Annotated in this window: 17 protein-coding genes and 1 pseudogene; 5 read left to right on the top strand and 13 right to left on the bottom strand. The window is 36.9% G+C overall.

Translation table 11 applies throughout. From position 1 onward, the window contains the following. Positions 1-76 precede the first annotated feature (76 nt). Both dtpA and HC728_RS12930 read right to left on the bottom strand, forming a co-directional pair. Positions 77-1,561 carry a dipeptide/tripeptide permease DtpA gene (dtpA, locus tag HC728_RS12935; protein ID WP_065594751.1) on the bottom strand — a complete coding sequence of 495 codons (1,485 nt, stop codon included), beginning with the start codon at positions 1,559-1,561 and terminating at the stop codon, positions 77-79. A gap of 344 nt (positions 1,562-1,905) precedes the next feature. Further along, on the bottom strand, positions 1,906-3,372 hold the full coding sequence (locus HC728_RS12930; protein ID WP_190395601.1) for a peptide MFS transporter: 1,467 nt from the start codon (positions 3,370-3,372) through the stop codon (positions 1,906-1,908). Between the two features lie 331 nt (positions 3,373-3,703). On the opposite strand from HC728_RS12930, the gene HC728_RS12925 reads away from it, so the two are divergent. The 4 genes from HC728_RS12925 to HC728_RS12910 all read left to right on the top strand — a co-directional run bounded on the left by HC728_RS12925 (position 3,704) and on the right by HC728_RS12910 (position 7,464). Continuing rightward, positions 3,704-4,816, top strand: coding sequence for an NADH:flavin oxidoreductase (locus tag HC728_RS12925; protein ID WP_065598140.1), 1,113 nt, complete (start codon positions 3,704-3,706; stop codon positions 4,814-4,816). Positions 4,817-5,005: 189 nt separating this feature from the next. Then, positions 5,006-5,386, top strand: coding sequence for a lactoylglutathione lyase (gloA, locus tag HC728_RS12920; protein ID WP_190395600.1), 381 nt, complete (start codon positions 5,006-5,008; stop codon positions 5,384-5,386). Between the two features lie 12 nt (positions 5,387-5,398). Further along, positions 5,399-6,502 carry an alkene reductase gene (locus tag HC728_RS12915; RefSeq protein ID WP_065640933.1) on the top strand — a complete coding sequence of 368 codons (1,104 nt, stop codon included), beginning with the start codon at positions 5,399-5,401 and terminating at the stop codon, positions 6,500-6,502. Between the two features lie 110 nt (positions 6,503-6,612). Further along, entirely contained in the window at positions 6,613-7,464 is an 852-nt protein-coding gene (locus tag HC728_RS12910) for a DMT family transporter (RefSeq protein ID WP_190395599.1), read from the top strand. A gap of 3 nt (positions 7,465-7,467) precedes the next feature. On the opposite strand, the gene HC728_RS12905 is transcribed toward HC728_RS12910, so the two are convergent. The 3 genes from HC728_RS12905 to HC728_RS12895 form a co-directional block, all read right to left on the bottom strand. Further along, positions 7,468-8,397, bottom strand: a complete 930-nt coding sequence (locus HC728_RS12905) for a Gfo/Idh/MocA family protein (RefSeq protein ID WP_190395598.1) — start codon at positions 8,395-8,397, stop codon at positions 7,468-7,470. Positions 8,398-8,593: 196 nt separating this feature from the next. Continuing rightward, positions 8,594-9,130 (bottom strand): GNAT family N-acetyltransferase, encoded by a 537-nt coding sequence (locus tag HC728_RS12900; RefSeq protein WP_190395597.1) that lies wholly within the window; start codon positions 9,128-9,130, stop codon positions 8,594-8,596. A gap of 75 nt (positions 9,131-9,205) precedes the next feature. After that, complete coding sequence (locus HC728_RS12895; RefSeq protein ID WP_190395596.1) at positions 9,206-10,375, bottom strand: MerR family transcriptional regulator; 1,170 nt, start codon at positions 10,373-10,375, stop codon at positions 9,206-9,208. Between the two features lie 218 nt (positions 10,376-10,593). Between HC728_RS12895 and HC728_RS12890 the strand changes: the two genes are divergently transcribed. Continuing rightward, positions 10,594-11,253 carry a nitroreductase family protein gene (locus HC728_RS12890; protein ID WP_005421904.1) on the top strand — a complete coding sequence of 220 codons (660 nt, stop codon included), beginning with the start codon at positions 10,594-10,596 and terminating at the stop codon, positions 11,251-11,253. Between the two features lie 74 nt (positions 11,254-11,327). Here HC728_RS12890 and HC728_RS20295 read toward each other — a convergent pair whose 3' ends face one another. From HC728_RS20295 to HC728_RS20410, 8 genes and pseudogenes are all read right to left on the bottom strand, one after another. Further along, positions 11,328-11,450 (bottom strand): hypothetical protein, encoded by a 123-nt coding sequence (locus HC728_RS20295; RefSeq protein ID WP_005421903.1) that lies wholly within the window; start codon positions 11,448-11,450, stop codon positions 11,328-11,330. Positions 11,451-12,029: 579 nt separating this feature from the next. Beyond that, positions 12,030-12,461, bottom strand: a complete 432-nt coding sequence (locus HC728_RS12885; protein WP_190395595.1) for an NUDIX domain-containing protein — start codon at positions 12,459-12,461, stop codon at positions 12,030-12,032. Then, on the bottom strand, positions 12,458-13,768 hold the full coding sequence (locus HC728_RS12880) for an adenylosuccinate synthetase (RefSeq protein ID WP_190395594.1): 1,311 nt from the start codon (positions 13,766-13,768) through the stop codon (positions 12,458-12,460). Before HC728_RS12880 ends, HC728_RS12885 begins: the two co-directional genes overlap by 4 nt. Further along, on the bottom strand, positions 13,750-14,430 hold the full coding sequence (locus HC728_RS12875; protein WP_190395593.1) for an HAD family hydrolase: 681 nt from the start codon (positions 14,428-14,430) through the stop codon (positions 13,750-13,752). Before HC728_RS12875 ends, HC728_RS12880 begins: the two co-directional genes overlap by 19 nt. Before the next feature lie 48 nt (positions 14,431-14,478). Continuing rightward, entirely contained in the window at positions 14,479-15,510 is a 1,032-nt protein-coding gene (locus HC728_RS12870) for a phosphoribosyltransferase (RefSeq protein WP_190395592.1), read from the bottom strand. Beyond that, positions 15,500-16,267: a HisA/HisF-related TIM barrel protein gene (locus HC728_RS12865; RefSeq protein WP_190395591.1), complete on the bottom strand. Its 768-nt coding sequence runs from the start codon at positions 16,265-16,267 to the stop codon at positions 15,500-15,502. The genes HC728_RS12870 and HC728_RS12865 overlap by 11 nt, the downstream gene beginning before the upstream one ends. A gap of 686 nt (positions 16,268-16,953) precedes the next feature. Next, positions 16,954-17,340 (bottom strand): annotated as a pseudogene (locus tag HC728_RS12860) (ABC transporter permease); the annotation flags it as partial. A 24-nt stretch (positions 17,341-17,364) separates the two neighbouring features. Then, positions 17,365-17,602, bottom strand: a 238-nt coding sequence (locus HC728_RS20410) for a transposase (RefSeq protein WP_190395590.1), incomplete at its 5' end; no start/stop codon positions are given.

Genomic DNA, 17,602 nt, shown 5'->3' with positions numbered 1-17,602 from the left:
TCTTCTGTGATAAGAAGGAATAACACTGGTTTTTTATTATTTCAGCCTAATCACATTAAGCTGATGCAAATCTTAATTATGCGTTTGCTGCTTCTGTTTGGCCTTCAGATTCACCACGAATAATACGAGTTAACTTAGGCGCAATTAATAGCGTAATAACGGCAACACCTGCAGTTGCATAACCAATCTTACCAAATACATCACTGTAGATAGCCAGTGTTTGGTTCGCGTCAGTTAAGCCTGCAGGTGCAGTTGTTAATGCTGCAACCCAACCTGCGATAACCGCTGCTGTTGCTGATGTAAGGAACCACATGCCCATTGCAAAACCCATCATACGTTGTGGTACCAGTTGAGCTACCATCGCAAGACCGAGACCAGACACTAAAAGCTCACCTAACGATTGGAAAGCGTAACAGATAACCAACCAGTTAGAGCTCATGATGCCATCTTCATTTGCAAAGTTAGCACCGAACTTTAGAACTAAGAAAGACAATGCACACAGCACCATACCGAAAGCAAACTTGTAAGGCATCGCAAAACGCTCACCTAAGTTTGTGTAAGCCATTGCTAGGATTGGGCTCGCAATCATGATCCAGAATGGGTTTAGTGCTTGGAACTGCTCAGGAGCAACAGAAATACCCAGAATGTTGTGTTCGATATTATGAATTGCAAAGAAGTTTAATGACGTTGGCATTTGGAAATAAAGTACAAAGAACACAACGCCTTGCAGCATTAATACGAACGCTACCAGCATTTTTGCACGCTCTAAACCAGAGATTTTAAACGCTTCTCTCATGTAAAGTGCAACAATCGCAATACCAACCACAACTAAAATTGCGTGAGCGTAAAACAAGTTTTGCAGTAATACTGAACATAAGAAACTAAGAGCAACGGTTGCTGCAACAACACCTAAATAATGTGTTTTATTTACTGCGATAAGATCCGGTTCTGAGCCAACACCTTTTACCATACGAGAACACATAACGAAATTAAGAACAGTGATGATCAGACCAACCGCACTCACACTAAATGCCATGCCATAGCCAAACTGGTTCGCAATCCAAGGCGTTAACAGCATAGAGAAGAATGAACCAAGGTTAATCGCCATGTAGTACATTGTGAATGCACCATCTAAACGGTTATCGTCTTGATCATAAACTTTAGCTAATAGACTTGATGGGTTCGCTTTAAATAGACCATTACCCATAGTAATAAAGCCCATTGCGACATAAATTAGACCAGAACCACCAATATTACCCGCCGATGCCGACACACCTAATAGTGCGTAACCAATGGTCAATATCAAGGCACCTAAAGTGATGGTTCGTTTGGTACCAATGACTTTATCACCAACCCAGCCACCGATAGCAACTGAGCCAAAAATAAGCGCTGAGAAAGCACCGAAAAGTACAAATGATTCAGACTCTGACATTCCTAGAATTTTAACCAGATAAACCGCTAAAATTGCTTGCATGCCATAGAAGCCAAAACGCTCCCAAAACTCTATAGAAAAGATCAGATAAAACTGCTTAGGCTGCTTGAATACATTCAAGTTAGACATAAATTAATCCCTGTGTATGTGTTGTGATTGCTTCTTTTTTTATGCATTTTTACGCATTACACAACCAACTTACGTTTTTAACATTTACTTATCACTAGCCATAAATGGAATCTAAATTATCAATTTTGAAAAACAGAGATGACCACTTAATGATCAACAATTTACACAAAGTTACTAACAGAAACATTTTGCAACATTTTATACTGACATTATCATGACAACTAAATTGGAATACAGCAATTCGGCATTTATTAATTCTAAAAAGTTAAGGGGAATTTGAATGATTAAGAGGAAAGAGGTAAGGAACAGCAAGCCATGGCAGCTTGCTGTTATTTATAATGGAATTAAATAGTTGCTTGTTTACGGTGTTTAAAGTCCACCAATAAACCTAAAACAAACACGCCAATTGTTACAAAAAGGATACTTTGAAATACATGGTGATATTGCGTTGCCGATACAATTAAATCCAATGTTCCTGCATTTTCACCCGTACCCGTCGATGTGAACTGAGCAATATCTGCAGCAAGATAATTTGCTACCGAGCCACCAGCAAGCATATAAATACCTGCTAACGTTCCTGTTGCACCGTGTGGATTTAGACGTGTAATCGCAGCTAATGCCACAGGGTCAATAAACAGTTCTGCCACCCCAATGCACAGTAGACCAATCAATAACCAAACAAAGGTAGTTTGACCGCTTGCCATTGCTAATTTTGATGACAAAGTAATTAAACTAAAGCCAGCAGTAAGCAATAAAAGACCGATATTCAGCTTTGTTAGTGTTCTCACTGAAATGCTTTTTGAATCTAACATTTTCCATAGCCACGCCACCGCAGCACCACCTGCAATCACAGCAATTGGGTTAATGGATTGGAAAAAAGCCGTCGGGATAATAAAACCACCAATATTGGTATCTATATTACGTTCAATGAATAGGCTAATTGAGCTACCACCTTGTTGGTCAAACGCCCAAAATACCGTACCAAACAACATAAAATACATGATGGAATTTAGCTTTTGACGATCTTCTTCATCACTCTTACGGTATAAGTTGATGATGTGCACCAAAGACATTAAGCAAATCACTAATAGAATATAACCTGCCCATAAGTTTTTAAGCACAAATACTAAACCAACAGCAGCAACAACCAATGAAGCAAGTAGCAATGACCAATGTGGAATGCCTGCACTTTTTTTCTGAAGTGCTGGTAAATTTGGTTTACTTACGTGAGAAAAGTTTTTACGACCTGTCATGAAGATACATAGGCCAAGTAGCATCCCAATCCCTGCAAGCGAGAAACCCACGTGCCATCCCCATTTCATTGCAGCAAAACCACATAGAATCGGAGAAATCATCGAACCAATATTGCCACCAATATAAGAGATGGAGAAACCCGCCTCACGGCCACGCTCTTGTTCCTTGGTTTGATATAGCTCACCTAACAAACAACTTGAGTTAGTTTTAAAGAAACCGTAACCACAGATAATTAAAGAAAGCGCAATATACAAAATGGTGTGATCGCTACTTGGAAAACTCAATACAAAGTGTCCACCCACCATTAGTAAGCTGCCTAAAATTACCGACCAGTAGTTACCTAAATATTTATCCGCTAAATAACCACCAATAATAGGAGTCACATACACAAGCGATGTATACGCACCATACAAAGCGTAGGCATGTTGGTCTGACATTAATAACTTTTCCGTTAAGAAAAGAATTAATAAAGAGCGCATACCGTAGTAACTAAAGAATTCCCACATTTGGATTGCAATAATATGGAATATCCCTTTAGGTTGTTTGATTGTATTCATCTATTGTCCCACAACTGCTAGAGAGAATAAGAGCACCCCATTTTCATTGGTACTTATTCATTAATATTGGGTAAACATACACAGCATCGATAAAAACACCAAGAAGTTTGCGGCGAAACTCGTGCAACATAAGTTTTCAAAAATAGTGTTCTATAAATGACCAAAAAAAATCATATAAAAACAGCAATATAGGGAAGATGTAAGAATAATTATCCCTATTTTGTTTGTTGTTTAATCGGATATGACATGAACTTAATACAGATTAAGTTTTTTGCTTTATATTGACGCTAAAATCGCCCCATAAAATAAAACCAGTAATAGAGGAACACACTTGAGCACTTTGTTTACCGAAACCCGCATTGGCAGCATGACACTTAAAAACCGCTTCATGAGAAGTGCAACGTGGGAAAATATGGCAACAGAAGACGGCCATATGACAGACAAGTTATACGATATCTACGAAGAGCTCGCTAAAGGTGAAGTTGGCTTAATTGTTACTGGCTATGCAAACATTGTTGAAGAAGAAAAACCCAACGCTGGCATGATGGGTATGTATAACGATTCTTTCATTGAAGAGTACAAAAAGCTGACTGAGCTTGTACACCTAAATGATTCAAAAATTGTTATGCAGCTTGCTTATGGTGGCACCAAAACAACTTATAACGTTGGCGAACGCGTTATTTTTGCTCCAAGTGATGTGTGTGAACGTGGTACACAAACACAAGGCAAGGCGATGACAAAAGACGAAATCGACTATATTGTTGATGCGTTTGCCAAAGCAAGCCGAAGAGCAAAAGAATCTGGCTTTGATGGGGTTGAAATCCATGCGGCTCACACTTATTTAATCAACCAATTTTTAAGTCCTTATTACAACCGTCGTGAAGACGAATACGGCGGTAGCTTAGATAATCGTATGCGTTTCTTACTAGAGATCTACGCTGAGATCAGAAAACAAGTGGGTGATGATTACCCTATCCTAGTAAAACTGACGGCTTCTGAGTTCTTTGAAGGTGGTTTAACGTTCGATGAGACTCGAATCATCTGTAAAAAACTGGAAGAGATCGGTGTTGATGGGATCATCATTTCAGGTAACATTCACGGTAATGCAAGCACACTTGTTGGTGAATCTTTTGATGGCTATACACTTCAAGAAGAAGGTTATTTCCATGAATATGGTAATGTGATCAGCCAAGATGTTAACGTTCCTGTGATCACCGTTGGTGGTCTAAACGACATTAATGCCATTGAAAAGATTGCTGAAGAAACGAATATCCAATACTTCGCTTTATCGCGTCCTTTACTTGCAGAGCCTCAGCTAATCAAACGTTGGAAAGAAGGCAACAGAGCCGAAGTCGATTGTGAGCGTTGTTCTAAATGCCGAACCAAACGTGGCAACTTCTGTGTGGTTTACAAGAAGAGAAAACCAAAGAAAGAATGCGCTTAATCCATACGTTTTAAATTTGAAAATGCCGCAGATAATACTGCGGCATTTTTGTATTCGTTATTAAAACCTTCCGAACTTAATAACAGAAAATTATCAAATCAATAAAAAATCATAATTTCCTAAGTTTGGTCATTTTACGTATCGTTAACTCATACAAACGACAACTATCAGCACTGGCAAGGTGAAATCATGCAATTTCTACATACGATGATCAGAGTAACAGACTTAAAACAATCTATTGAATTTTATACTAAAGTTTTGGGGATGAAAGTGCTCGATCACAGCGAAAACAGTGAATATCGCTATACACTCGTTTTCGTTGGTTATGAGGAAGGCGGAACAACTATCGAGTTAACTTACAACTGGGATACCGATAACTACGACATGGGTAATGCATTTGGTCATTTAGCTTTAGGCGTCCAAGATATTTACGCGGCTTGCGATAATATCAAAGCATTAGGTGGTAACGTGACTCGTGAAGCAGGACCAGTAAAAGGCGGTACAACGCATATTGCGTTTATTACGGACCCGGATGGTTATCAAATTGAGCTTATTCAATTAAGCAACTAAGAGGATTTATTGATGAAAAATGCACTATTTCAGCCAATGCAACTTGGTAATCTGACACTAAAAAACCGTATCGTTATGCCTCCTATGACTCGTTCTCGTGCAAGTCAACCGGGTAATGTAGCGAACGATATGATGGCTGAATACTATGCTCAACGTTCAAGTGCAGGCCTTATTATCGCGGAAGGCACTCAAATCTCAGAGATGGGCCAAGGCTACGCATGGACTCCGGGAATTTATTCTCAAGACCAGATCCGTGGTTGGAAAAAAGTGACTGATGCCGTTCACGCTAAAGGCGGTACTATTTTCGCTCAACTTTGGCATGTAGGTCGTGTTACTCACCCTGAAAACATTGGTGGTCAACAACCGATTTCTTCTTCTGCACTTAAGGCTGAGAACGTAAAAGTATTCATCGATAACGGTACTAATGCTCCAGGTTTTGTTGATGTTGTTGAGCCTCGTGAAATGACTCAGCAAGATATTAACGATGTTATCGCAGAATATCGCCAAGCGGCATTAAACGCGATTGAAGCAGGCTTTGATGGTATTGAGCTTCACGCAGCCAATGGTTATTTAATTAATCAATTCATTGACTCTGAAGCGAACAACCGTACCGATGAATACGGTGGTTCTATCGAAAATCGTCTGCGTTTTCTAGGCGAAGTTGTCGAAGCAGTAAATGAAGCCATTGGTCATGAGCGTGTTGGTGTTCGCCTTGCTCCATTTACTTCTCTAAATGGCACAGTCGATAAAACACCAGTAGAAACCTACACGGCAGCAGCAGCATTATTAAACAAACTCAACGTGGTTTATATGCACATTGCAGAAGTGGACTGGGATAATGCCCCTGAGACACCAGCGGAATTTAAAACAGCGATTCGTGAAGCTTACCAAGGCACGATTATTTATGCTGGTCGTTATAATACAGGTAAAGCGGCGCAAGCACTGACAGACAACCTTGCAGATCTAGTTGGATTTGGTCGCCCATTTATTGCGAATCCTGATTTGCCTAGTCGTATTAAAAACGATTACCCATTAGCAGAGCACGATCCAAATACGCTATTTGGTGGCGCACAACAAGGGCTTGTTGATTACCCAGAATACCAAGCCGCTCACTAATTTAAGACAAGCGAACGATCTGCACATAACCCTGCTCTTTTGAGTGGGGTTATTTTTTATAAATAACCATAACACTGGTATTATCGTCATTTTTATCAAGAGATAACATCATGCGCGGAATGATTTACCTAATTATTGCCACCATTCTGGCTGCTATCGGCTGGGGAGCATCAAAAATGGTTGTGATGACCATACCGGGTGATATTTTTATCGGTGCTCGATTTCTACTGGCTAGTTTTGTGCTCGCTCCATTCTGTTTCAAACAATTTCGCACATTAACTGGCAAACAAATATTAGCATTGAGTGGCGTAGGCTTAGTGCTGTCTTTTGCTCTGCAAGTTTGGGTATACGCTGTATCCATCACCACATCGCTTGCTGAAGGCGCATTCATCATGAGTTTAGCGATGATCATCGCACCTGTAATTTCATGGATATTATTTCGCAATAAACCCAATAAAGCCTTTTGGATTGCTCTACCAATATCGGTTCTTGGAATGATATTACTTACTTTAGGAAATGGCTGGAAATTGGAGGTAAGTCAACTTGGCTTTATGCTTTCTTCATTACTGCTTTCGATGCATTTTGTTCTTAATAAACGCATTATTGGCTCAATAACACCATTGCTATCGATTTGTGTTCAGCTATTTATTGTCGGTATTAGTGGATGCTTATATGCCTCTTTTAATTCTCATCCTCCATTTGAAATCACTCAACACGCCATCTTTTGGTTTTTGATTTCTACCATTGTTGCCACAGCAATTCGATACCTTGCACAAACACTCGGGCAATTCTCAGTCAACATTGAAACCGCTTCACTCATCATGATACTAGAGCCAATTTGGACTCTTTTACTTAGTATTAGCATTCTTAATGAAGTCGTCGCACCTCAGAAATTAACTGGAGGTGCGATCATATTTTTGTCTTTATTTGTTTATATAAAACTATCAAGAAGACTCAAGTAGTTATTATTTCAATTGGTTGTGTATTTTCTGATACACAGCCTCTGCCAATTGGTGACTGGCAAGATTACGATCAGCGGTTGCGGTTGATAATTTGCCCTTTTCCACCACTCGAATCCAATCTTTAATCATGGCTTCAAATCCTTTACTTGTTAGCATTGGCGTCCAATCTTTCAATACTAACTTTTGCTCTGTGTTATCCAGCCATTGTCGTCCTTCAACAAACGATGAAAACTCAAGAGATTGATTTTCATAACCAACAGAAACTCGCTCTGTTGTCACTCCAAAATGACGATCCATTGAAGCATGTAATATTGTCTCTTCAACTTGCCATTGAACGTCTAATCTTGCTAGCTGTCCTCCCTGCATTTGATGAATAACATGCACATCATCAATGGTGGACTGAGCATTTAGATTCACACTATCCAATGGGTGGATAAAATCATCAAAAATAAAGGTCCGTAAATCACCCGGTAAAGCATGACGATGTTTTTCCCAACGTAATGAACGCAATTTACCTATCGTTCCGTTCGCAAGCTCTGGTACAAATTGGTTATACAATGGAATATGTCGGCGGTTAAATCCAACGTAAAGCGGGGTGTTATATTGTTCTGCAATCGTATACAGCAACTCCGCTTCTTGTGCGGAATCAGCAAGAGGTTTATCAACAAAGGTTGGGATACCATTTTTCAGAAAAAAAGAAGCGATATCAAAATGAACTTGAGTTGCAGCATGGATCATCACGGCATCCACACCCATTTTTAGAAGCTGATGATAATCTTGGCAAGTCCCTTCTATACGATATTTAGACGATAATTGTATGAGCGTGTCAGGGTTTCGTGTACAAAAAAGCGGTTGGATACCCGGAAGCTGAGTAATGATGGGCAAATACGCCTTTTGCGCAATGTCACCTAAGCCGATTATTCCTATTTTCATTATTATCCTTTTAAAGGCGAATATGCCTTAGTGTTATTATAATAATGAGAATGCCAAATCAAATACGTCCTGTCTAAACATTCATACTGGAAAGGTGAATAGAATGGATAAATATACGCAAAAAGGGATAATTGTACTTACTACAAAGTACGATTATCCCTTTTTATCGATATACTAAAGAAGCAATGAGTAACGGTTACCAGAGTCGCAAATTATTAAGAGCAGCAACACACTTTGAACGCCCTGGAATATAAGTTAATGCTTCATCATTTAAAGATTGAGCTAACCAGCTATACAAATAACTCAATGGAATTGGAGACTTAAATTGCTCTTCGCTTATGACCTCAAAACCAACCCTTTCATAAAACTTTGGCTCACCATAAGTAAATACCAACTCAACACCTTCTTGTTTCAAAACCTCAATAGCATGATTAATAAGCGCCTGACCAACCCCTTTTTTTTGATATTCAGCATCAATCACAACAGGGCAAAGCAAAAATGCCGTTGTATCTATCTCAAATGTTAAGCGTGTGAAAAAGATACTTCCGACAATTTTGTCGTTATCTTTCGCAACAAAAATAAACATATCATCAGGATCTGTTGTTGCAAAAAGATCTTTGATTAATGCACCAATCAGTGTGCCTTCATCAACCCCTTCTGATTTTGAAAAAGTGCGAGTAACCAGATCCGTAATTTCTTGAGTTTGTTCAACATGATATTGAGAGTAATCCATTCCACAACCTTATATGTTTTATCATCTTTCAAAGCATAATCGGTAAATTGATAAACAGGTCAGTAATTTTTGTTCTTAACGAGACCTTAGTATAAAAATCTCATAATCGAACTCATTTTTTCGCTGTTTAAATGCGGTTATTTCATTCTTAAAATCAATTAATACAGGAGAATCTATTAACTTATCTTTTAATGTATCTAATCGCTTAATTAAAGGGTGATAATACGCTTCCCATGCTGCATCACTAAGAGAGAAATGCTCAATAACCTCATAACCCGCTTGTTGTGCATGCTTAATTCGATCTGAAACTGACACCATATCTGGGTACTCTTTTTTCCAAAAAGACAAGGCACTCTCGCTTGGTTTATCCGTACTCCAAACTAAATCGCTTACCACAAGAACACCATCTTCACTTAATAATGGTTTCCATGCTTTTAAAGCATTTTGTACTCCCATGATGTAGGCACTGCCTTCTGACCAAATAAGATCAAAACTCTTTGTCTCAAACGGCATTTTAGCCATATCTGCACACACCGTTGTGATCTTATCTTCTAAACCATTTTGTTGCATTTTTTCCATTAAATGCTTGAGTGCAAACTCTTCGTTATCAACTGCGATAATCATCGCATCGGAATGTCGAGCAAAAAGCTCAGTCGCAATACCTTGTCCACAACCAATTTCAAGTAATGTCATTGGTTTATTAGGTACTTTCTGTAATGCTTTTAATGTGTCACTTTCAGAACCTGGCCCCCATCTTTCTAACTCTTTAAAAATCAAATCAAAATCTTGCATGTAGCGTTCATGTTCGTTCATATCTTTAGATAACCATTTCAGTCTCATTGCTTGCTTTTCATCAAAGCCTTGTTTCATTAACCACTCAATATGCGCTTCTGGTGCTAGTTGGTCTAATGACTCGTGCCAGTCTGTTAAACTGCTTTCTCCTAATAAAGCGGCAAGCAACTGGCGTGAGTTTTGTTTTTGCTCTATCTCTTGATCCAATTGCTCTAAACGCTCAACTAAAACCTCACGGTTCACTTTGGCATCAAGACAAGCTTGGCACTCTTTAAGCGTTAATCCACCCGCTTGAAGGTTTTGTAATAACACCAATCGTTGCGCATCTTTCTCACTGTATTGACGGTAACCATTGTTTAAACGTTCGCCTTTTATCAAACCCAATTTTTCGTAATAGAGTAAGGTCGTTCTTGATAACCCCACTAACTCTGCAAGTTGTGATATACGGTACATGGTTGGCTCCTGTTAAATAAGACTTACCGTTCAATTGATACCCATCATAAACTGTAAAGCTATAGACAGGTCAACAATTATGGAACTTTTATTCCATAGTGATTGGATCTTTCATCTCTTTTTCTCGTCTTTGATTTTCTTTATCTTACTCACATCAACGACGAGTAAAGAAAATATAAGCTCGCGCTTTTGTTCACCAGATTTAGGAAATAGCTCATATGACTCACCCAATTATTGCTGATTTAAATTCTCGTTATACTGCTAAAAAATACGACGCAACAAAGCGCATTTCAGCAGAAGATATGGACGTAATTAAAGAAGCGATTCGTCTATCTGCATCTTCAATTAACTCTCAGCCTTGGAAATTCATTGTTCTTGAAAGTGAAGAAGCAAAAGAACGTTTTCATGGTACATTTGCGAACATGTTTGAATTTAATCAACCACACGCAAAAGAAGCATCGCACACGATTTTATTTGCACACAACCCAAACTATACAAAAGACCAATACCGTAAAGTAGTGGATGCAGAAGTTGCTTCTGGCCACTTACCTGCTGAGCGTTACAACGATATGCTAGATGGCGCTTTTGGCTTTGTTGAATTAAATACTAACGAAGCAGGCTTTAATGGTAACTGGACAAAAGCACAAAGCTATATTGCTCTAGGTAACACGCTGCATACTCTTGCTCGTATGGGCATTGCATCAACATCAATGGAAGGTGTTGACTCAGCATTGATTGGTGAAGAGTTTAAAGATGAATTAGATGGCTATGTATGTGATTTTGCCCTTGCTTTGGGTTATCACAAAGATGGCGAAGATTATAACCACGGTCTACCAAAAGCACGTTTACCAATGGAAGATGTGATTACAACACTTTAATTTTTCTGGTTTAAATAAAAAAGAGCACATTATCAATGTGCTCTTTTTTTGTTTTTAGGATAAGTCATCGTATCTTACTCTTTTTTACTGAATTCAACGATAACAGCAACCGTCAACGCACAAATTACAATCGTGATGGCATAACTTATCCATATAATTAACTCTGTCAGTGGGCTTAACCCTTCCAATAAAAACATGACTCCTCCTTGAGCATACTTTCTTTTTTGGATTCTCATTTTATACACAGAGACAACATTCATAATGTGACAGCCCGCAAAATTTACGACGCTTATCTCTTAAAAGTGTAATTAAAATAAACGTATTGCTATTAACTAATCTCATAGTTACATCAAAGTGTTGCTTATGTCGAATTGAGACTCACAAGCTCATATTTTGATTTGATAAGTTTTCTTCCCATACTAGATCTTGATAATAAAAAAATATAAGGGAAACTTATGGATAAAATAGTCTGCCCATGCTGCCAACAACATCAAGAATGGTTCTATAGCGAAACCCGCCATATTTGGGTTTGTATCTGCGGAAATGTGATTTTTATCGCTTAAGGTACACAAGCTTTAGATTGAAATAAAAACGTATTATCCGCCCCGATATTGCAACTATAATTGACAGATAACGGAGTTGGTTTGCGCTAATATATTCGAAGTCCATATTAGGGAACATTAGTTTCCAAGTTACACGATGATATCCGCAACCGAATGAAATAATTACTCCCTCTTATTTAAACATTTTATTAAGTGACATCCTATAATTATTGTTTATACTCTTGAAAATTCGTTCAGTTTTAATGGAGACCTAAAGGTCAGTTTGGGGTCTAACGCAAGTGGAATTAGCCAGCGTAGATTCCAAATGGTATTTTCAGGTAATTGGTTTATTTGATAAATAGACACCACCTCTTTTTCAATGGTTTGCACAAAGTAAGCTTGGTCACTTATCATAAAGAAAAAGGATATTTCGTATTCATTCGGAGAAGTAATGATGGTATATAACCTCCATTCATCAGGGTGTGTTTTCACCCCTGTCTCCTCTTCAAATTCACGAGCCATTGCCTCAGATGCTGTCTCGTTACATTCTACTTTCCCCCCAATACCGTTATATAACCCTTTTTGCCATGTCGGTTTTATTTTTTTGATTAATGCGACATTTTTGATATTTTTAGAAAACATGAATCCAGTGACATATGAAATCATACTATTGCTTCCATTGTGATTTTTACTTGTGCTTTAAATTCCTCAGAATTAATTCTAAGCGTTTTATTTCTATCTGGTCCATAAGATATATACCGTATATCTGCACTTATTTTCGATTGGATAAACGAAAGGTACTTTATTAAATTAAATGGTAAATCATCTATGCAATAATAAGTGCCATAAAGTTCAGGCCAGCTATCAAACTGTTCATAAATAGGCTCAACATGGTCGAAGTGTAATAAAGCTTCATTTATACATACTTCTAACCCGTTAAGACGATATCCGACACATACCTTCAAGTTTTGTATGTTAGATAGTACATCTACATTTGTTATACTTACTTCATTAACACCATTTAATTGAATTGCATGCTCAATAAGCGCTAAATCGAGCCATGCACACCTTCTAGGGCGATTAGAAACAGTGCCAAATTCATTCCCTCTTTGTCTAATATAGAGAGCTTGCTCGTCATTTACCTCTGTTGGTAATGGTCCATTACCAACTCTAATCATGTAAGACTTCATTACCCCTAATACATTAAGTTTTTCCGCTGGAACCCCCATTGATGTAAAACAACTCTGAATTAATGTTTGATAAGCGACTGTATATGGGTAAGTGCCAAAACTGTTATCGAGAAAAGTAGCTTGGGAAGATTCTAATAATACATCGATACCATTATCTAGAAGTTTTTTGATAAAGTCATTAGTAAAACAAAAATAAGGTTGAAGCCGTTTTCCCAATAGAGATAAACGCTTTAATTCCTTATAAAAACAAAGCGTTAATTCCCCACCAAAAACATTGGAAATCTGTTTATCTTTTATTTTCCAAAGAGTTTGCAGTTTAGCTTTCAGTGTATCCTCATCAATAAGGTCTATTAGTCGTATACCCACACGATTTGATTTATCTTCAAAACAAGCACCAACGCCAACACCAACGGACCCTATTTTTTTCTCTCCTTTATAGGCTTCTGAGGCTTTATTTAGTTGAACATGAATCGGCATGACAATATGGCATCGAGGGTCAATATAAATTTTACTATTTGGGCATACTGAATGAATAAAGTCGATCTCTTGAATCATTCTTTCCATACTGATTAAAGCTCCTTGGCAAATATATAAAGATTTACCATCAGTAACTGTGGCTGGTATTTGTGAAAATGCAGCGTGCTTCCCACTAACGATAACAGTATGACCAGCATTTGCTCCACCATTAAACCTCACTATATGTTGATAGTCACAGGCTAAAAAATCAACAAATTTACCTTTTCCTTCATCTCCAAATTGAAGCCCTACAACGGCTTTAAACATAAATGCCTCTCTTTTATTATATTATCAGCAAGATGAACAGCTTCTTTCAGTGTTTTAGCAACAGGACTCCCTGTATTGACCAAACGTTGATAACTATAAGTGCCTCCAGAATAAAGAATTGCAGGAATTCCCAATGAATATGCTGAGTTGGCATCATCTTCTGTGTCACCTATCACTACAATTTCCTCTTTCGTTACAGAGTGTTTATTCAATAAATTATGAACATGTTGCTCTAAATGTTTATGTTTTCCTTCTTTTGACAAAGGATCGTTTCTTCCGTAAATATCTAAGAATAAATGAGAGATTTTAAAATCATTTAGCATACGAATTAAAAGGTTATATTCCATTAATGAGCATATTGATTGATGGTTTCTACTTTTAAGTAGATCCATTCCTTCATCCGCGAGTAAAGCATTAAGAACTTCTTGTTTATATATATTATTGAATATTTGACCAATTTTGTTCCACTCCCTGCTGGTTGGAGTTCTACCTAACACGTTATAGTAAAAATCGTGAACAGGTACACTATAATTTGAACGATATTCATCTGAAGTGAGAGGTAAGCAACCAATACCTGTTAATGCCTGATTTGTAGCAGAAAGAGAAACATGAAAATCATTCAAAAGTGTACCGTTCCAGTCCCAAATAATGTGAGCTTTCATATAAATCCTTTAGAATCGCGATTGTTAATATCTATTGATTACCTTTACCTAATCCCATGCATTTTTTAATTGTTCTAGATCCGGAGCCACTTCTCCTAAATCGGCTAATAAACTTAGAATAACCTGTGAGTATTCAATCCACTCATTAACACTTGTTCGGTGCATTTTTATTTGTTCATTGTTGGTGACAAGTTGATTTAATAAGTGGTGATGCCTAACACTCAATGGAGTCAAATAATCTAAAGAATTCACATCAAAAATAACATCTTGATGCCTATATCCTTTGATCCTTAATAATTTTTCCCAATGAAGTTCTATTGCTGCAATTTTGGCATTAATGTGATAATTATTTTTTAAAATTTGTTGTGCTAGCTTCAAAGTCTTACCGGTTCCACAGTTATCATCTAAGATGAGCACGGATGTATTGTTGTTAATCTCTGCCCCCCATAGATTTTCACTGTTGAAGCTCACATCGTCATAGCAAGACAATTTCACATAATTAAGTTGAGAATGATGATAAGCAGAATAAATCGAAGCGCTTACTGCACCACCAAATAATACGCCTACACACACATCTGAAGCTGGCATTTGCATTACAGACAATAATGACAAAAGGTGGTTATCACCTTCAAGATATATCCTTGTTTTTTTAAGTCCAAGATATTTAGGGAAATCCATAGAATAGTCAGACAAAGAAAACAGCTCTTTCCCCATGAAAAAGTTAATAATTAAAACGGATAATTGTTTTATTTTATCAATATAATAATTGATTAATTTAGCTTCATTATAAGAAACTAAAATATCCAACAAACGAACCATTCCATTTAAAGTGTGATCAATCAGTATATATTTGTAATATAAGCAATTTGTAGATTTATATCTTAGATGATATTTCTTTATATCTACAATTAAATCGTTACACGTTAGTTCAGAATAATATCGTTTCCCTCTTGACAATAAAAAACCATCTATTTCAGTTGTATTTAAATAAAATTCTAAAAAACCATCATCAGAGGTAATCAAGTCTTTCTGGAATCTTACATCACCTAAAATTCCCACATCTGATAATCTAATACGCATAATTTAATACTTTAGCTTCATCAATAAATTTATTAAGCGGGAGCTTATTACTGTGAATAACTTGCCCCAGAATTGTACCCTCAACTCCAGTGGATTTTAAAGTTCTTATATCACTTAAATTTGAAATCCCTCCTCCTGAAATAATAGGTTTATTAGTCATTTTTAGAACCTCATTAATTAAAGTTATATTGGGGCGATTCATCATTCCACCTTTATTAGTATCGGTAACTACATAGCGAGTACATCCGCATTGTTCAAGCCATTCAATAGTAGAACACAAACTACCTTGTAATTTATTCCAGCCTTGAGTCGTTAGTTGATAGTTAAAACCCACTAGTTTAACATCTAGCGCTATAGCTACTTTATCCCCATATTCTTTTAAAATTAACTCACAGAGCTTAGGGTTATCAAAAACCATGGAACTAATATTTACTCTTGAACATCCTGCATTTATATATTTATCCAATTGTTTTATTGTCCTGATTCCTCCACATACTTGTGTTTTCATTTTTATATTTTTGTTTTTTATAATACTAATAATAATATCACTATTATCTTTTTTACCTGATGCAGCATCAAGGTCTACTATATGTATCCAATCAGCACCTGAATTTTGATAAGTAAAAGCAATATCTAGAGGGCTTCCTATTTCTTTTTTTTCATTCCCTTTTCTTTGCGTTATTTCTATTGCTGATTTTGATGTTAACGCTCTTTTATTTACGATATCTAATGATGGATATAAACTAAACTCAGTCACTGTGATCTACCGCTGATAAATTTATCTCATAGTCACATATTACATTGCAATTTACACCTGTAACATTATATAGGTGTAAATTGCAGTGTAATATGGTAATTGGGGGGCACTTAAAAAACAGAATGGTAAAAATAACTATTACCTATATCACTTTAAACATATACCTAATATGCATATGACTTTAATTATAACAAGCAACTATATCTAGTCCATTTAAAAAACAGCTTACTCCTGATTTCAGGTAATTAGTGCAACGCTAATGGCCTGTTGAAACAATATGTGAAGAAAGGAACAGATTTGAGAGCGGTGACAAATAACGATACTACTTCTAAGAATTAAACTTAGTCATGATTGTCGACTATTGCTTAAAACTTTTGATCTTGATATTTAACTTTTTATTGAGGTAAAAATAATGCTCATAGATGGATATTCATTCTGTTATAAGACTTTTAGGTAGAGATTAATTTTTCTCTGCGAACCATTTTGCATGACCTCTAGCGAAGCTAAGTCCAAGTTCTAATAAAATACAACACGGAACCATACAGGCTGTACGATTCTCTGGATAAGTATTTCCTAGCAGTAATCGTCTGTTATGTATCTGTTATCGCAGATGTATCATAACAATAAGGTTGAATTCCTTCAGAAACAATTTTTGTTAGCTCAAAATTTACAATAAATTTAACCAATCAATCCAACGATTTCTTAAAGCGTTTAGACGCGATAAACAGTCCTATTAATGTAAACACTATCATCCAAATCGTATCACGCCATAAGTCCATTAAATCAGCTCCTCTTAATACGATACCTCTAATCAATCGCATAAAGTGGGTTGCGGGTAATACTTCTGCTATCCATTGAGCTATGACAGGCATACCTTCGTACGGAAACATAAAACCAGATAACAGTATAGATGGAAGGAGTATAAAGATCGTCATTTGCATCGCTTGCAACTGTGTTTTTGCTATTGTTGAAATTACCAAACCAAGCGTCAAACTTGCTGATATAAATAGCAATGTTCCAAATAATATTTGTGATAACGAACCGTTAATAGGCACATCGAAAATAGCGTAACCTCACGGCAAACGCATGAACGTTTTTTAACCAAACATTAGCTTTTCTCTGTACTCATCATTCATTAATGATTTCATTTGAGCTAAGTTTACGCTGTCTTTGCCTTTATTTTTCTTCAGTAAATTAAGCGCTATATAACGAAAACGTGCGAAATTTTGACCACCATTTCCAAGTAATATTTGGCATTCATCTTCTCGCATACTGACATCTAAAGACCAATGCATCGACTCTATACCCCAATGACCACGAACAGCATGAGCAAAG

The organism is Aliivibrio sp. S10_S31 (assembly GCF_014694495.1).
Lineage (GTDB): Bacteria > Pseudomonadota > Gammaproteobacteria > Enterobacterales > Vibrionaceae > Aliivibrio > Aliivibrio fischeri.
This window is presented reverse-complemented; position numbering and strand designations above follow the sequence as displayed.

Excerpts from the sequence above, each read along its gene's own strand:
- HC728_RS12870 (WP_190395592.1), bottom strand. The coding sequence starts at position 15,510 with ATGCGTATTAGATTATCAGATGTGGGAATTTTAGGTGATGTAAGATTC.
- HC728_RS12915 (WP_065640933.1), top strand. The coding sequence starts at position 5,399 with ATGAAAAATGCACTATTTCAGCCAATGCAACTTGGTAATCTGACACTA.
- HC728_RS12905 (WP_190395598.1), bottom strand. The coding sequence starts at position 8,397 with ATGAAAATAGGAATAATCGGCTTAGGTGACATTGCGCAAAAGGCGTAT.
- HC728_RS12875 (WP_190395593.1), bottom strand. The coding sequence starts at position 14,430 with ATGAAAGCTCACATTATTTGGGACTGGAACGGTACACTTTTGAATGAT.
- HC728_RS12880 (WP_190395594.1), bottom strand. The coding sequence starts at position 13,768 with ATGTTTAAAGCCGTTGTAGGGCTTCAATTTGGAGATGAAGGAAAAGGT.
- gloA (WP_190395600.1), top strand. The coding sequence starts at position 5,006 with ATGCAATTTCTACATACGATGATCAGAGTAACAGACTTAAAACAATCT.
- HC728_RS12900 (WP_190395597.1), bottom strand. The coding sequence starts at position 9,130 with ATGGATTACTCTCAATATCATGTTGAACAAACTCAAGAAATTACGGAT.
- HC728_RS12885 (WP_190395595.1), bottom strand. The coding sequence starts at position 12,461 with ATGATTTCATATGTCACTGGATTCATGTTTTCTAAAAATATCAAAAAT.
- HC728_RS12930 (WP_190395601.1), bottom strand. The coding sequence starts at position 3,372 with ATGAATACAATCAAACAACCTAAAGGGATATTCCATATTATTGCAATC.
- HC728_RS12910 (WP_190395599.1), top strand. The coding sequence starts at position 6,613 with ATGCGCGGAATGATTTACCTAATTATTGCCACCATTCTGGCTGCTATC.
- HC728_RS12895 (WP_190395596.1), bottom strand. The coding sequence starts at position 10,375 with ATGTACCGTATATCACAACTTGCAGAGTTAGTGGGGTTATCAAGAACG.
- dtpA (WP_065594751.1), bottom strand. The coding sequence starts at position 1,561 with ATGTCTAACTTGAATGTATTCAAGCAGCCTAAGCAGTTTTATCTGATC.
- HC728_RS12890 (WP_005421904.1), top strand. The coding sequence starts at position 10,594 with ATGACTCACCCAATTATTGCTGATTTAAATTCTCGTTATACTGCTAAA.
- HC728_RS20295 (WP_005421903.1), bottom strand. The coding sequence starts at position 11,450 with ATGTTTTTATTGGAAGGGTTAAGCCCACTGACAGAGTTAATTATATGG.